Raw genomic sequence first — 15,494 nt, 5'->3', positions numbered from 1 at the left:
AAACCCGCCTTCGAAATAACACTCAAAAGCGGGTTCTCACAACTATTCGCACAGGGATGCACGCAAGGACGCGTATCCGGCAAAGTTTTACTCCTCAGTCCACGGGTTGGAAGCCTGAACACCCCAGGCGCGGTACACCTGAGCTTTAGAAGAAATCAGCTCCAAATCATAAGCACTCGCGCTCGCCGCCATCAGACCCTCCAGGGCGGCGGTAGGCAACGGACCGGCATCATCACGACCCACGGCATGCACGCCGAGCGACGCCTGACGACCAGCCCACTCGAGGCTCACACGCGCATCCACATTAATAACGTGGTCGCCAAATCGCTCAAGAAGTTCGGTAATCCAACGATCAGTTTCCGGGTAGGGGTACAGACCTTTCAGCTCGCCAATACTCAGCACAGAAATGTACATATGTCGGAACGAGCGGCGGCGTAGAAAAGCGACCACGGCGGGGTCAGGATCCGCCTTACGGATCTCTGCCAAAACGTCGGAGTCCAGGAGCATACCGGAGAAATTCATACTCCTAATGCTACGCTACACGCAGACCGGCGTACTCAATAGCGGGGATACCCTCGGGGTTCGGCAGAAGAAGGAAGTTCAGGAACTCGTCGCGCTTAGAAGAAATGCGGGAGTAATCGTCAATGCTGACTGCGGTGTATCCGCCTCGCGCGGGGACAGCTGCGGCACGCAGGCTTTCCTGGTAGGAGCGGGAGGGGTTCAGAGAGATTGCTGCTTCGGTTGCAGAGCCGTTGTACATATGACAACCTGCGCCGTGAGTGGCGCGATCCTTTCGCGTTGCTCTTGTCTGTACCAATTACCTCCGGTTATTCCGGTGGTGAATACAAACCGCTTCGTCATCCGAGCCACCCGTGAACATGGGGTTGGCGTTCGACCATAGTCGGAGCTTATCAGTCGAAACTCTTGAAGCTGGGTTTAGCTTACAGCATCTTCTCAAGTTAAGTAAAGCGTTTTTTGAAAGAGATTTAGAGTATTAGCATTTTGGCTTGTGAGAACGTTTTAAATGGAGAAAATTTTGATACTACGCGGAATGTCTTATGCGAATACCGGTGTTTTTATGCATTAAAAACTCCCCACCAAAAATACGAAATACGCCCCATACCACCGCTCAATAGTCGCCCCAGCCACCAGCCCAGCAGCCGCTATCAAATGACGGGCGACAAGGCACAAACCCACACGATACGCGATAATGAGCTGGTGAGCGCCAACAACCCCTTCCCCGAAATTCCCGTCACCGTACCGCAAATCATTCGCCAGGCTGGGCACCGCACCTACCAGCGCGGTGTCACCTACCAGCGCAACCGAGAAGTCATCCGCTACAGCTACGACGAAGATGAGCACACCCTCACCGGGCTCGTCAACGGAAGTACCATCATCCCCTACGAAGTGACCGTTCACTTCTTCCCCGCCGTCAGCGGGTCCGCAACCTTCACCGCCCGTTGCACCTGCCCCGTGCTCACCGATTGCAAGCACGCCGTAGCACTCATGCTCACCGCGCTCGACCGCGCCTCCGTAGCGAAAAAGGCACTCAGCGAACACCCCGGACCAGTCGGCGTGCCCGCGACCAACGCTAAGGACGTGGTAGAGGCAAAGAAGTCCGCCGATCCGCTCGCGGCACTGCGCGCCTCCGGTGCACTCACCACCGCGGCGAAGCTACCCGCACCTGAGGTGGAAACTACCGAGCCCGAAAACCCTCAGGGAAGCTTTGCGCTCAACGAACTGGGATCTTCCCCTACCGTGCTCAATAGTTCCATCTCCAAGATTTCTGCCTGGCGCCGTGACCTTTCCTCCGTTCTTTCCGCACGTCAGGACCTTGCGGGCATTGACTCCATGCGCGTGAGCGGCGCCCTGGATTTCTCGCTGAGCGTCTCCGGATCCTACGCGCGCGGCCGCAATATGCCCGGCGCAACCCCCAGCATTAACCTGCTCGCCCGCCCGCTCATGGCGTCCAAGACCGGGCGCTGGATCAAGGGCGGACTCAGCTGGGAAACCTTCGCCTCCAGCGTGGGCGGACCCGTCGGACGGCACGAAATCTACCCCGAACACGAACGATTCTTCGCTGAGCTCTACTCGATTGCCCGCCCCTGGCAGAACATGTATTCCTCACACCGCGACTGGATCTCGATGAGCGCATCTGCATCCACTCTGCTCTGGGACGTACTCGCCCGCGCGGAGGATATTGGTCTACCCCTGCTGATCAAAGGTCGCGAAGTGAACTACGCCGTACTGAGCCCGGCACAGGTGCGCCTGCACGCCAGCGCTGAGAAGCACGCAGAAGGCGCCGGCCTGCAACTTCAAGCGGCGCTCAGCTGGGAAGGACGCGAAGGCGAATTGCTGCGCCAGCTCTGGCTACCCGCCGCACACTGCCACCCCATCGGCACCCCACGTACCGGTTTCTTTGCCCTGGGCGGGCTCGCTCAGCAGGAGTACGAGCAGGCGGCAAAGGCGGTGCACTGGAAAACCACCCGCCCCGGCGCGCTGGATGAAGTGGGCCGCGAATCTTTCGTGCAAAAGGACGCGCGGGAGGTATCTGCTGAGCTCTCTGCCCCGACCATCAACCCGGCGCAGAATCACCACGCACAGATTAACCCGGCACAGGGTGAACGGGTGCGTTCCTCCCCCGCCGTACCGGAACTGCCCGAGGGTATGGAGCTGGCGCTTATCCCCTTGGTCGAGCCACTCGATGCCGCCTCCGAATCGCTCATTAGCGCCGGAACCGTGCATATTCCCGCCGCGGAACGCGCCACGTTCCAGAAGGAATACCTGCCCGCGCTCAGCCGTTCTATTCCCTCGCTAACCCCCGATCCAGCGCTGGGGCTGCCGCGCGTGAAGCCGCCGCATCTGGTGCTTGACATCAGCTTTGACAAGCAGGTACGCCACGACGCACAGCTGAGCTGGCATTGGGAATACCCGTTGAACCCCTTCGTTGAGGACAGCACCGAGGAGGCAAGCGCGCAGAATCCTGCGGCCGGTTCCGATGTGCAGTCCCTGCCCGTTTTCGGTTACCCCGGTGAAGAGGGTGGCGAGGTTCGCGATGAGCGTTTTGAGGCGCGCGTACTGCGTTCGGTGCGCGCCATTCTTGCCGCCCACCCAGCACTTTCCGGGCTGGAGGAGCGCCGCATCGAAGGGTGGGAAACCCGCGAGTTACTCAGCGCAATTCTGCCGAAGCTTCGCCGTGTTTCCGCTGTTCAGGTACGTTTTAACGGCACCCCGCCACAGTTCGTGGAGGCAACTGACGCGCTCATTGAAATCATCGTGAGCGAGGGCAATTCTCGCGACTGGTTCGGCCTGGGCATTGCGGTAAAGGTCAATCATTGGACCGTGCCATTCGCACAGATTTTTGAGGCGCTAGATCGCGGGGCGGACCGTATCCTGCTCGGTAACGGCACATACTTCTCGCTGCGTCGACCCGAGTTTAAGACCCTGCGCACCCTCATTGCGGAGGCTCGCGAACTCGACGACGCGGGCGGTGAGCTACGCATTAACCGCCACCAGGCGGGGTTGTTCTCTGAACTGGAGTCACTGACCGCGAGCGTACATACGACCGCGCGGTGGGATGCCCAGGTACGTTCGCTACTGGAGCTGGTTGAGGGCCTGGAGGATGCCAAAGAGAGCACTGAAAAACCCTCTGACAAGGGAACTCAGGATTCCCCCGCATCCCAGAAGGCTTCCGGCTGGGTTATTGCTCACCGCCCGGTACCCACCGGTCTACAGGCGACCCTACGCCCCTACCAGGTGGAGGGTTTCCAGTGGCTGTCGTTCCTGTACAAGCAGCGTCTGGGCGGTATTCTCGCCGACGATATGGGTCTGGGTAAGACCGTGCAGGCTCTCGCCCTGCTCGCCCACGCAATTGAGGAGCATCGTGCAGTCTCCGAACGTGCCGCAAAGCGCGGCGAGAGCATCGAGCCGTTTATGCCTTTCCTCGTGGTTGCGCCGACCTCCGTCATCACCAATTGGGCGGCGGAGACGACACGCTTCCTGCCCGAGGCAAAGGTCGTGACTATTACCGAAACCACCGCCGGTAAAACCCCGCTGGCTGAGCGCATCGCTGGGGCACACCTGGTACTGACCAGTTACACGCTGCTACGCATGGACGAGGACTCATACACCGGTTACGCCCGCACGCTGGGCCGCACCGTTGATGAATTCACGGGCGAGCAGTCCGCCCCCGAAGGCTGGGGTGCGCTCCTGCTGGACGAGGCGCAATTCGTCAAAAACACCGGCACCCGCGCCTGGTCCATCGCCCGCGCAATGCCCGCCCGCACCAAGATTGCGATGACCGGCACACCCATTGAGAACAACCTCATGGAGCTGTGGGCGCTGCTGGCAATTGTGGCGGACGGCCTGTTCCCCTCCGCCCGTGCGTTCCGTGACCTGTACGCTCGCCCGGCGGAGTCCGGTGAGGACCCGGCGCACGCCGCGGCGACGGCTGCTCGTCTGCGCCGGCGCATCCGCCCGCTCATGCTACGCCGCACCAAGGAGCTGGTGGCAGCAGAGCTGCCGGCGAAGAACGATACGCGCGTGAACCTGCCGCTGGCTCCCGGTCACCGCCGCATCTATGACACGCATCTGCAGCGTGAACGTCAGAAGGTGCTGGGTCTGCTGGAGGATATGGACAAGAACCGGTTCACGATCTTCCAGTCGCTGACCCTGCTTCGCCGTCTGGCGCTTGATGCCGCGCTGATTGACCCAGAAGCCTACGCCGGGGTGTCGTCGGTCAAGCGCGACTACCTGGTGCAGCAGCTACCCAACCTGCTCGAGAAGGGCCACCGCGTGCTGGTGTTCAGCCAGTTCACCGGCTATCTGAAGAGCATTTCGGCACGCCTGGCGGAGGAGGGCATCGGTCACCTGTACCTGGACGGTTCGACCCGCAACCGCGCCGAGGTCATCGAGGCGTTCACGAGCGGTCAGGAGCCAGTGTTCCTCATTTCGCTTAAGGCTGGCGGTTTCGGCCTGAACCTGACCGAGGCGGACCACGTGTTCATCATGGATCCGTGGTGGAACCCCGCCGCCGAGCAGCAGGCGGTGGACCGTATTCACCGCATCGGCCAGGACAAGGAGGTGCATGTCTACCGTCTGGTCGCCGAGGGCACGATTGAGGAGAAGGTCATGCAGCTCAAGGACTCGAAGGCTGCGCTCTTCGATGCGGTGGTCGGTGAGGGCGAGTTCGCCTCCGCGGCGGTGACGGCTGAGGATGTGCGTGAGCTCTTTGCGCCGGGTGTCGAACGGTAGCCGCCCCCAGCCTGAGCGGTAGCCCTCGATCCTGCTGATATCTCTGGCACCCGTCATTTTTCGTCACTTGGTTACGCCTCGGGCTAGATTCACACCCGATTCTGCTGCGGCCCTTCTCAACCGGAGGCTCTGAAGCGTAGCCTTGTAGGACTACTTACGGAGGCACCGCCTCCCCCATAGATTCCAAAGGAGCACCATGAGCTACAACGTACCCAACGTAAAGTTCAACGACGGCCGAACCATTCCGCAGCTGGGCTACGGCGTGTGGCAGGTTGAGGACGAGGTCGCCGAGAAGGTTGTAGGCACCGCCCTGGAAACCGGCTACCGCCATATCGACACCGCCGCTATCTACGGCAACGAGGCGGGGGTGGGCCGCGCTATCGCTAACTCCGACGTGGCTCGCGAAGATATCTTCCTCACCACCAAGCTGTGGAACTCTGACCAGGGTTACGAGAGCGCTTTCGAGGCGTTCGAGGCTTCCTTGGAGAAGCTGGGCACCGACTACGTTGACCTATACCTGATTCACTGGGCTAAGCCGCAGCAGGGCCTGTACCTGGATTCCTGGCGTGCGCTGATTGAGCTACAGAAGCAGGGTAAGGTCCGTTCCATTGGTGTTTCGAACTTCCCCGAGGAGCAGCTGCGCGAGATTATCGAGGAGACCGGCGTGGTTCCGGTCATCCACCAGGTTGAGCTGCACCCCTACTTCTCGCAGGAGGCGCTGCGCGCCGTTCACGCTGAATACGGCATCGCAACTCAGGCGTGGAGCCCGCTGGGCAATGGTAGCGACCTGCTGCAGAACCCCGTGCTGGCTGAGATTGCGGAGCGTCACGGCGCAACCCCCGCGCAGGTCGTGCTGGCGTGGCACCTGGCTAAGGGCACCGTGGCTATCCCGAAGTCCGTGACCCCCTCCCGTATTGAGGAGAACCTGGCGTCGGTGAACGTGAAGCTGACTGCCGAGGACATCGCGGCTGTGGATGCGCTTTCCAGCCCCGAGGGTCGTATTGGCGCTGACCCGGCGAACATTGATTTCTAAGATATAGCCCCGGCCTAGAGTTTAAAATTCACGTCATTAAAGCCCCGACAGGCACAGATAGTGCTTGTCGGGGCTTTAATGCGTTCTCAGGATTAAGTTTTAGCGAACGCTCGTTCTCGGATTGGAGTTCTCGGCTTGGATAGCTTTTCTACAGCTATCCTTAGCGAGCGCCCGGCAGCTTATCTTTCGCCGCTAGTCCTCGTCCTCCACCAGCAGGGAGAGGGAGATACGGCGGCGCGCCGGGTCAACCTCCACCACGCGCACCTGCACGATGTCGCCGCTACGGACAATATCGTGCGGGTTCGCCACGTAACCGCGGCTCATCTGCGAGATATGCACGAGGCCATCCTGGTGCACACCAATATCCACGAACGCGCCGAATGCCGCCACATTCGAGACGGTACCTTCGAGCACCATGCCGGGGCGCACGTCCTCGAAACGCGAGACAGACTCGGAGAATCGAGCGGTGCGGAAGCTACCGCGCGGGTCCAGGCCGGGGCGGCGTAGCTCGGTGAAGATGTCCTCGACCGTGTACACGCCGGCGGTGGCTTCCGTGCTCTCCGGCACGTGGCTGTCCTGTTCGCGACTGTCCTGCACGTAGTCGGCGGGATTCAGCCCGGCAAGCGGGCCGCTACCATCCGAAGTACCCAGGGCGTCAGCAACCCAGTGGGCGCCATTGCATGCCTGCGCATCGGCAATAATGCGGCGAGCGAGCGGGTAAGCTTCCGGGTGCACCGCGGAGGCGTCCAGCGGCTCCTCACCACCGCGAATGCGGATGAATCCTGCCGCCTGACGGAAGGTTTTCGCGCCCAGTCGCGGCACATTCAGCAGCTGCTGACGGTTCGCGAAGGGACCGTGTTCGGTGCGGTAGGCGACAATGCGTTCGGCGGTTGCGGTACCCACGCCCGCCACGTGCGCAAGCAGCTGCACGGAGGCACTGTTGAGGTTCACACCCACGGCGTTCACGCAGTCTTCGACGGTGTCGTTGAGGGCGCGGCGCAGGGCGGCGGGCGGCACGTCGTGCTGGTACTGGCCCACGCCGATGGACTGCGGGTCGATTTTGACGAGCTCGGCGAGCGGGTCCTGCAGGCGGCGAGCAATGGAGACGGCACCGCGTACGGTCACGTCGTAATCGGGCAGCTCGGCGGCTGCGAGGGCGGAGGCGGAGTAGACGGAAGCGCCCGCCTCAGAGACGGTCACCTTCTGGGGTGCTTCTGCGCCTTCCTCACGCAGGGTGCGGATTAGTTTACTGGCGAGCTTGTCGGTTTCGCGGCTTGCGGTGCCGTTGCCGATGGCGATGAGTTCCACGCCGTGCTCGCGGCAGGCGGCGGCAAGCTCGCGCAGGGCTTCTGCCCACTGGTTGCGCGGGGCGTGCGGGTAGACAGTGCCCACGCACAGCGGCTCACCGGTGCCGTCGACAACAGCGTATTTCACGCCGTGGCGCAGGCCCGGGTCCAGGCCAAGGGTGGTTTTGTGGCCGGCGGGTGCGGCGAGCAGGATATCGCGCAGGTTGGAGGCGAACACCTCGGTGGCGTTCTGCGCGGCGGTATCGAGTAACTGGTGGCGGATGCGTTCGGCAAGGCGCGGGCGCAGGTGGTTGCGCCATGCGGTGCGGACGGTGGCGGCGAGCCAGCCGAGTACGCGGTCTTCGTCATCGACGGTGTTGAGCACCTGCACGGGGATGCGTAGCGCGGCGGCAACTTCACGCTCGTATGCAGAACGGACGTTCTCGTAATTTTCGGCGGCGGCCTCAGCTTCGGCGCGGGCGGCACCACGCAGGCGGCTGAGCGCCACGGGGGCTGGTGCCACATCCACCTTGAGACGTACCACGCCGGCGTCTTTGGCGCGGTGCAGCGCCAGCACGCGGTGGGGCGGAATGGAACGAATACGGTCCGAGAAGGCGAAATAGTCGGAGAACTTCGCACCAATGTTTTCCTGACTGGCAATTACGCGGGACTCGATCACACCGCCTTCACGCAAACGCTTGAGGAGCTTTTCGCTCAGCACCGGGTCGGTGAGGGCGCGGTCAATCAGGATCGCGCGGGCACCGTCGAGGGCCTCTTCGGCGCTGTGAATCTGCAGGGCTTCGTCTGCCTCTGCAGCCTCAATACCCTCGTCCTCGTCCTCAGACTCGGTGCCGTCGGTAATGTAGGCGGCGGCAATGGCATGCGCCTCGGCGAGGGGCACCTCCAGCAGGTCTTCGACGAGGGAATCAAGCCCGGCGGCACGCGCCATCTGGGCGCGGGTCACGCGCTCGCTACGGTAGGGGGCGTAGATGGCGTTTACGTCTGCGATGGTGGCGGCGTTCATGAGCGAGGAACGCAGCTGTAGCAGGGTGAGCGGGTCGATGAGGCCTTCGTCGGCCCGTTCGGTGAGCGCTTCGAGCACGCGGTTACGGCGCTCTTCGAGGGCGCGGAGCTGACCCAGGCGCGACTGGATGGTGCGCAGCTGGGTGTCGGTGAGTGCGCCCGTTGCTTCTTTGCGGTAGCGGGCGATAAAAGGTACGGAGTTGTCGGCGTCGAGTAGCGCCACGGCTGCGCGGATGCGGTGCGGCGCAATACCGGTTTCTACGGCGAGCACGTTCATAAGGTGCTCGGCAGGCTGCTCAGCTGTGCCGCCGGTTTCGTGTTTTTTGCGGTGCGCGGTTCGGCCTACGGCGTGGTCGGTATCTTGGCCAGCGCGTGGGCGGATGCTACTCGGGAGGGGGTGTTCGCTCATCCCTCCAGTTTCGCATATTTCGCCGCGGGTCATGGGTTGACCGGTGATGCTGAGGGTAGAGTCAGCGCGGGGCGTATTTTGCATGTCTTTGCGGGTGCGGGTAAACGTATTTTTCCACCGCATCTTCTAGTGCAGATTACGAGTCTTTACCACATTTTGCCCTGTGGGTGCGCTCAACTTTGTCATCTTTCCGCAAGAAACCGTTTTAAGGGTGCATATATTTGAATAGTGCTAAGTTTCAGCGATAAATTTAGATAAAAGAGCATATTTTTTAAAAAAATATCTCGCATTCGTGCAGATAAGTGGCGGCCTCACATCACGCAAACACCCTTATCTGCGTGCATACGTTCAGGGGTTCGGCGGCACGGTACGACAAGGTGCTGCCACATCCTGCAGATGAAAGAGGGACCCATGCGCGAACGAGCCGCGCTATCAAACGCTCCGGAGGGCTACTTAGATTTTCACGACGAGTACGCGGAACTCATCGCTGAACTCGCCGCACTGGGGTTAACCCCTACCCAGGTTCTCCGCCGCCTCAATTTTCTGTACCCGCGCATCAACAAGAAGCACCTGAATTATGCGCTGAACTCCGGCATCTGGCAGTTTGGCCCGGTCACGGCAGAGGCCCCAAGCTACACGGTGCTCGCCTGCGGCCTCTGGTATGTTTTCGCGGAAGCCTACGATCTGCCCCCGGAGCCCGAGTACGCGGCGTTAATTCTTGATTGCGATATTATCCATGACCTGCCACCCGCGCTGGAGGCGCGCCACTTCAATAGCGAAGACTTCGCCACCATCCTGGCGAAGATTGGCGCAACGCTCAAGTACCTTGCCGCGCACCCCTACTCCCAGCTGGAGGAAGAGGCGTACGCGCAGACCCTCGAGGACATCCGGCAGCGCGGCGTGAAAGAAATCGGCACCGAGGGCGGTAGCCTATACACCCTGCTTGCCTCCAGCATGGAGGGCGAATCGGCGTGGCCTGCCCCCGCGCAGACGGTAAACGACTACCTCGGCGACGGCGACTGGTCCCTGGGTATGCTCCGTACCGGCATCTATCCGGCGGAGGCGCTCGAAAACGAGTGGTACATTGACGCCACCTCGGTACCCGAGGATTTTGCGCCGAAGACCCTGAGCCTCTTTTTGAGCTATTGTGCCCGCTACGACCGCGAACCGACGGCACTAAACTACGGCTACTGGTCTACCATTCCCACACTCATTGAGCAGGTGCCGCCCCTGGGAGCGGTACGCGCCAAGTTCGGCTCCTGGCAGGCGACCCTGCATCGCGGACGCGTACAGATTGCCCGCGAGCTGCGCCTGTGGAGGAGGAACGAAGCAAACGAAGCTGCCGCTGAGGCGAGCGCCGCTGAGTCAAGTGCCCCGGAGGAGCGTGAGCTCCTCAATGCTGAGCTGGGTAACGCTGAGCTGACCGAAGCAGAACTAGCAGAGCTGGATATCCCGGAGAAGTCCCCCGCGGACGCTCCCGCAGAGCCCGCGCGTCTGAGCGCCCGCGAACTCACCGAGCAGGGCATCGGCGTGGTGCAAACCGCCCACACCGACCTGGCGGCGTACCACCGCACCCAGTGGGAGCAGACGGTGAAAGTCTTCGGCGAACGCCTCGCTCAGCTTGCCTGGAACCGCCGCCTGAGCACCTACTACTTCTTTGACGGCGCCTGCCTGGAAGACGCCGACCCACCCCCCGTGGTGACGGTTTTCCGCTCCCCCACCGGCTTCCTCTGCGAGCTCGAACCTACCGCCGAGGCGCTACCCGCCTTTGACCCCGAGTTCCTGCAGGAGCACGGCTGGAGGCACCCGGTACCGGTGCATGCGCTGTGGAACCTGCATGCGCTCGACCCACTGGAGGCTGCTGCCGCCGTCATCGAGGCGATGCGTTCCGGTTGCGGTTGTGAACGCTGGGATTTCTACCGCACCGATGATGAGGACCCGCTGGCTGAAGAGGTGGAGACGGATTCCGTCTAAGCACACACTCCCGTGCGCCTCTCAGGTTCATCGATAGAGATAGCAAAAGCCCGCACACCTACCCTGAAAGAGTAGCGGCGCGGGCTTTACGCATTCGCTGGTAGCCGGGCCGATAGTCGGCGCGGCTTAGCATGGTTGCTTAGCGTGCCGAGAAAATTTCGGACGCCTCCACAATCGCAATCTGTGCGGTGCGGGTTGAGATTGCCTCTTCGCGGCGTGCATCAGCGCGGCGCTTGAAGAACCAGCCGATGCCCAGAATCGCGAACCAGACGGGCATCGCAAGCAGACCCATGAGGGTTTCCTCATCCATGGTGAGAACACCGATAGTGAAGGCAAAGAACGCCAGCGCCAGCCACGCGGAGAAACGGCCACCGGGCAGGCGGAAGTGCGACTTCTCGTGGCGCGAGGGGAACTTCTTGCGGTACATCAGGTAGCTGACCATAATCATGGTCCAGGCAAAAATCACCAGCACCGCAGCCACGGTAGTAACCAGGTTAAACGCACGAGAAATCGAGTCACCCGCGTAGAGCAGCACGATGGAGGACAACAGCATCACGGCGGAGAGGAACAGCGCGTTACGCGGCACACCGTTCTTAGAGATCTTGCCCAGAAACTTGGGGGCGCTGCGCTCGCGTGCCAGACCGAATGCCATACGCGAGGTCGAGAAGATACCGGAGTTCGCTGAGGAGGTTGCGCTGGTAATCACCACAAAGTTAATAATGTGTGCGGCGATACCCAAGCCCGCCAGAGTGAACATGGCCACGAAGGGGCTCTTATCGGGGCTGATGAGGCGCCAGGGGGTAACCATCAGGATAGTGACGAGTGCACCCACGTAGAAGACCATAATACGTACCGGTACGGCGTTGATTGCCTTGGGCAGGGTCTTTTCGGGGTCCTGGGTTTCTGCGGCAGTGGTACCAACCAGCTCGGAGCCCATGAACGCAAAGACGGCAATCTGGAATGCGCCAAGGAAGCCGATGAAGTGGTTCGGGAACATGCCGCCGTCATTCCAGAGGTTTGCAAAAGAGGCCTGAGCACCACTGGGTGAGGTGAAGCCGACAGCGACCATGCCGCCGCCAACGATAATCAGGGCAACGATAGCGACAATCTTGATCATGGAGAACCAGAATTCGATTTCGCCAAAGTTCTTCACGGATACCAGATTCAAGGTCAGCAGAACACCGATGACGGCGAGCGCCGGGATCCAGGCTTGTAGGTCGGGCCACCACATACGCAGGTAGCCAACAATTGCGATAATATCCGCGACGGCGGTGACCACCCACATGAACCAGTAGGACCAGCCGAGGAAGAACCCGGCCATGGGGCCGACCAGGTCGGTGGTGAAGTCGGAGAAGGACTTGTACTTCAGGTTGGAGAGCAGGATTTCACCCATAGCTCGCAGCACCAGGAAGATGAAGGCGCCGATGAGCATGTAAACGAAAATCACGGAGGGGCCTGCGAGGGAGATGGCGCGACCAGAGCCCATGAATAGGCCTGTGCCGATGGCGCCACCGATGGCAATCAGCTGGATGTGGCGGTTACTGAGGCCACGGTGCAGTCGTTCTCCCTGTTCTGAAGCTTTTAGTTTGAGGGTTGCGTTGTTCTGCTCGGTCACAGCATCCTCTTTTCTGCGGTTGGTACCCCGTACCGCATGTGCCGTTGCTAGATGACAACTGTCATATCACAGCAGATAGGATCTCTGTATGAATATGCGGCTAGTTGCTTTGCGGGGCGGCCCCGGATTTCGGGGCGTGGCTGGGGCTCTACCAGTTACCGCACTGTGTTCGGAAGTGTCACACTATCGACCAACGCGGAGTTTATCTGGGTGCTCTCACAGCTATTTGAATAGTTATTCTACAGGATATTGGGGGTTCAGGAGTGGATTTTCAGCAAAAATTGTGACTTATGTCTATTATTTAGGTCATACTACCCGGTGTGAACTATCCCCTCATCACACACAGAAACATACGCAAGCCCCGCCTCCACATCCAAAAAGAATGTGAAAACGGGGCTTAAACGCTATACCAATACGTACCAACGCAAGAACAGAATTACTTCTGAGAAGCCTCGTCATCGCTGTTTTCAGAAGCCAACGCGCGGGCACGCTTCGCCGCATGGCGGCGAGTCAGAATCTCGTAGCCGATAGCCAGAGCAATGAACCAGACGGGGGTCAGAGCCAAAGCGACAGCGGTATCCGGGTACAGGCTCAGGGCGTATACCATCACGGCAAAGAAGACCAGACCAAACCAACTCATACCGATACCCCAGGGCATCTTATACTCTGACGCCTCGTGGCGTTCAGGGAACTTCTTGCGGTACACCAGATACGCAATCAGAATCATGCTCCAGGTGAAGATACCCATCATCGATGCCACAGAGGTCACCACAGTGAACGCCTCCATAATGCCACTACCGGCATAGAGCATAACCAGGCTGAACAGCAGCATCACAGTGGTCAGGTACAGGGCATTGGCGGGCACACCATTCTTGGTGAGCTTGCCCAACGCGGAGGGTGCGGCACCGTCGTGCGCCAGACCGTAGACCATGCGGGAGGTTGAGAAAATACCAGAGTTCGCCGAGGACGCCGCGGAGGTCAGCACCACAAAATTCACCAGGGAGGCGGCAACACCAATGCCAGCCAGGGAAAACATACCCACGAAGGGGCTCATGGACTTATCCAGCTTGTCCCAAGGGGTTACGGCGAGGATGGTCAGCAGCGGCAGGGCGTAGAAGAGACCAATGCGGAAGGGCACCGCGTTAATTGCCTTGGGCAGGGTGCGTTCGGGGTGTTCGGTTTCCGCCACGGCGGCGCCGACCAGCTCAGCGCCCACAAAGGCGAAGAGTGCAATCTGGAAGGCACCCAGGAAGCCCATCAGGCCCTGGGTGAAGATACCGCTACCGGAGGGGCCGGGGTGATCCCAGAGATTCGCTACGGAGGCGACGGTACCGTCGGGGCTGGTGAAGCTGAAGGCGACCATGAGCGCACCCACAACAATGAGCAGCACAATGGCGACGATTTTAATGACGGCGAACCAGAATTCGATTTCGCCGAAGTTCTTCACTGAGGGCAGATTCAGCAGAAGCAGAGCCACGATCACGGTCAGCGCCGGGGCAAAGGCGGGGATGTCCGGCCACCAGTATTTGACGTAGCCGGTAATGGCAATGACGTCCGCAATGCCGGTGACCACCCAGAAGAACCAGTAAGACCAGCCGACAAAGAACCCGGCACGAAGGCCAAGGATGTCGGTAATGAAGTCGGTGAAGGATTTGTAGTTGGGGTTGGAGAGTAGAATCTCGCCCATGGCGCGCAGCACAAAGTAGATGACGCTACCGATAATTGCGTAGACGAAGACGATGGAGGGGCCGGTTAGCGCAATAGTCTTTGCCGAGCCGAGGAAGAGGCCGGTGCCGATAGCACCACCAATAGCAATGAGCTGGATATGCCGGAAGCTAAGTCCGCGTTGGAGCTTGGAGTGCTCTGCTTCGGAGTCTAGGCCGGTGACGGAGTTATGCGGCGTTGGCTGCTGTGTCACGTATTTCTCTTTCCTGCGTCGGTTCGCCTTAGTTTGGTTTGGGCGGTTCCGGGTGGTTGGTATTCATGCATATTTCTTGGTGGCAAGAAGGAGGGGAGCCTCGCGTTTCCTCAGGTTGTGCAGTGCGCTTGAGCTTGTGGACTCCGATTTCACGGGGTTGCCGTTTTCTTACATCACGGATAAAGAATTATGCAGAGAATGAATAATTTCAAATTTTACCTCTTAAGACCCACATGAGCACAAGGAATCCAACAGAAGATAGGGGGTGCAAGTGCCCAAAAATTTCTATGAGCGAATTTTGTGCTATTCCCGGTTGGAATTTGTGGTGCCAAAAATATTTAGAAGATTTACATGTAAAACTTTACAAAGCACGGAACTGGGTCTAGAGTAGAAACTGTTCAACAAAAACCTAACCAACCAACTACCAAGCAGAAGGACACAATAATGGGCAAGTTCTCCAACGCAGCACTTCGACTCACCGCCGGCGCACTCATCCTCGACGCAGGCGTCAAGAAGCTCAAGGCAGACGAAGGCACCTACGCCTTCCTGCAGCAGATGGCGGCAACCGGTGTTCCCGCAGTCTCCAAGCTGGATGCAGCAACCTTCGGTAAGCTCATCTCCGGCGCAGAAACCGCACTCGGCGCAACCCTGCTGACCCCCTTCGTCCCCGCACGCCTGGCGGGCGCAGGCCTGACCGCATTCGCGGCAAACCTGATGACCATGTACTTCCGCAACCCGGATATGCACGACGCAACCTTCCGCCCCACCCAGGACGGCCAGCAGCTCGCAAACAACATCGTGCTGCTCGGCGCAGGCCTGGCACTGCTGGGCTCCAAGAAGTAAGCCCCACACGCTAACTCACTCAGACGACCTCACGAAAGTGCGGCGGGAACAATAATCGTTCCCGCCGCACTTTTGTCTGCGCGTTGAATTTCTGTATTTCTCAGACCGGCATACGCCCGACTAGTTCAGCGTCACGCCCG

The 15,494-nt window shown here is 60.2% G+C and carries 9 protein-coding genes and 1 riboswitch; of the genes, 4 read left to right on the top strand and 5 right to left on the bottom strand.

From position 1 onward, the window contains the following. Positions 1 to 87: 87 nt before the first annotated feature. Together O3648_RS03870 and O3648_RS03865 are read right to left on the bottom strand one after the other, a co-directional pair. Entirely contained in the window at positions 88 to 522 is a 435-nt protein-coding gene (locus tag O3648_RS03870; protein WP_371568561.1) for a plasmid stabilization protein, read from the bottom strand. Between the two features lie 10 nt (positions 523 to 532). Then, a complete protein-coding gene (locus O3648_RS03865) occupies positions 533 to 760 on the bottom strand; it encodes a hypothetical protein (RefSeq protein ID WP_005506796.1) in 228 nt (75 codons plus the stop codon). A 35-nt stretch (positions 761 to 795) separates the two neighbouring features. Next, positions 796 to 930, bottom strand: a riboswitch (SAM riboswitch). 240 nt (positions 931 to 1,170) lie between these two features. On the opposite strand from O3648_RS03865, the gene O3648_RS03860 reads away from it, so the two are divergent. After that, positions 1,171 to 5,253: an SNF2-related protein gene (locus O3648_RS03860; RefSeq protein WP_371568559.1), complete on the top strand. Its 4,083-nt coding sequence runs from the start codon at positions 1,171 to 1,173 to the stop codon at positions 5,251 to 5,253. Positions 5,254 to 5,449: 196 nt separating this feature from the next. Further along, positions 5,450 to 6,286 carry an aldo/keto reductase gene (locus O3648_RS03855; protein WP_279741709.1) on the top strand — a complete coding sequence of 279 codons (837 nt, stop codon included), beginning with the start codon at positions 5,450 to 5,452 and terminating at the stop codon, positions 6,284 to 6,286. Between the two features lie 192 nt (positions 6,287 to 6,478). On the opposite strand, the gene O3648_RS03850 is transcribed toward O3648_RS03855, so the two are convergent. Then, positions 6,479 to 9,004 (bottom strand): helix-hairpin-helix domain-containing protein, encoded by a 2,526-nt coding sequence (locus O3648_RS03850; RefSeq protein ID WP_371568556.1) that lies wholly within the window; start codon positions 9,002 to 9,004, stop codon positions 6,479 to 6,481. Positions 9,005 to 9,415: 411 nt separating this feature from the next. Here O3648_RS03850 and O3648_RS03845 point away from each other — a divergent pair, with 411 nt between their 5' ends. Next, complete coding sequence (locus tag O3648_RS03845; protein WP_371568553.1) at positions 9,416 to 10,978, top strand: dehydrogenase; 1,563 nt, start codon at positions 9,416 to 9,418, stop codon at positions 10,976 to 10,978. 139 nt (positions 10,979 to 11,117) lie between these two features. Here O3648_RS03845 and O3648_RS03840 read toward each other — a convergent pair whose 3' ends face one another. Then, the gene (locus O3648_RS03840) at positions 11,118 to 12,593 is read right to left on the bottom strand and encodes an amino acid permease (protein WP_279741705.1); all 1,476 of its coding nucleotides are present in this window, start codon (positions 12,591 to 12,593) and stop codon (positions 11,118 to 11,120) included. A 436-nt stretch (positions 12,594 to 13,029) separates the two neighbouring features. Beyond that, complete coding sequence (locus O3648_RS03835) at positions 13,030 to 14,511, bottom strand: amino acid permease (protein WP_371568550.1); 1,482 nt, start codon at positions 14,509 to 14,511, stop codon at positions 13,030 to 13,032. Positions 14,512 to 14,955: 444 nt separating this feature from the next. On the opposite strand from O3648_RS03835, the gene O3648_RS03830 reads away from it, so the two are divergent. Further along, positions 14,956 to 15,354: a hypothetical protein gene (locus O3648_RS03830; protein WP_371568547.1), complete on the top strand. Its 399-nt coding sequence runs from the start codon at positions 14,956 to 14,958 to the stop codon at positions 15,352 to 15,354. The last annotated feature ends 140 nt before the right edge of the window (positions 15,355 to 15,494 follow it).

Source organism: Rothia sp. 27098_8_161, from assembly GCF_041432905.1.
GTDB lineage: Bacteria > Actinomycetota > Actinomycetes > Actinomycetales > Micrococcaceae > Rothia.
Note: the sequence above shows the minus strand (reverse complement) of the source record. Positions and strands in the feature narration are given on the sequence as shown.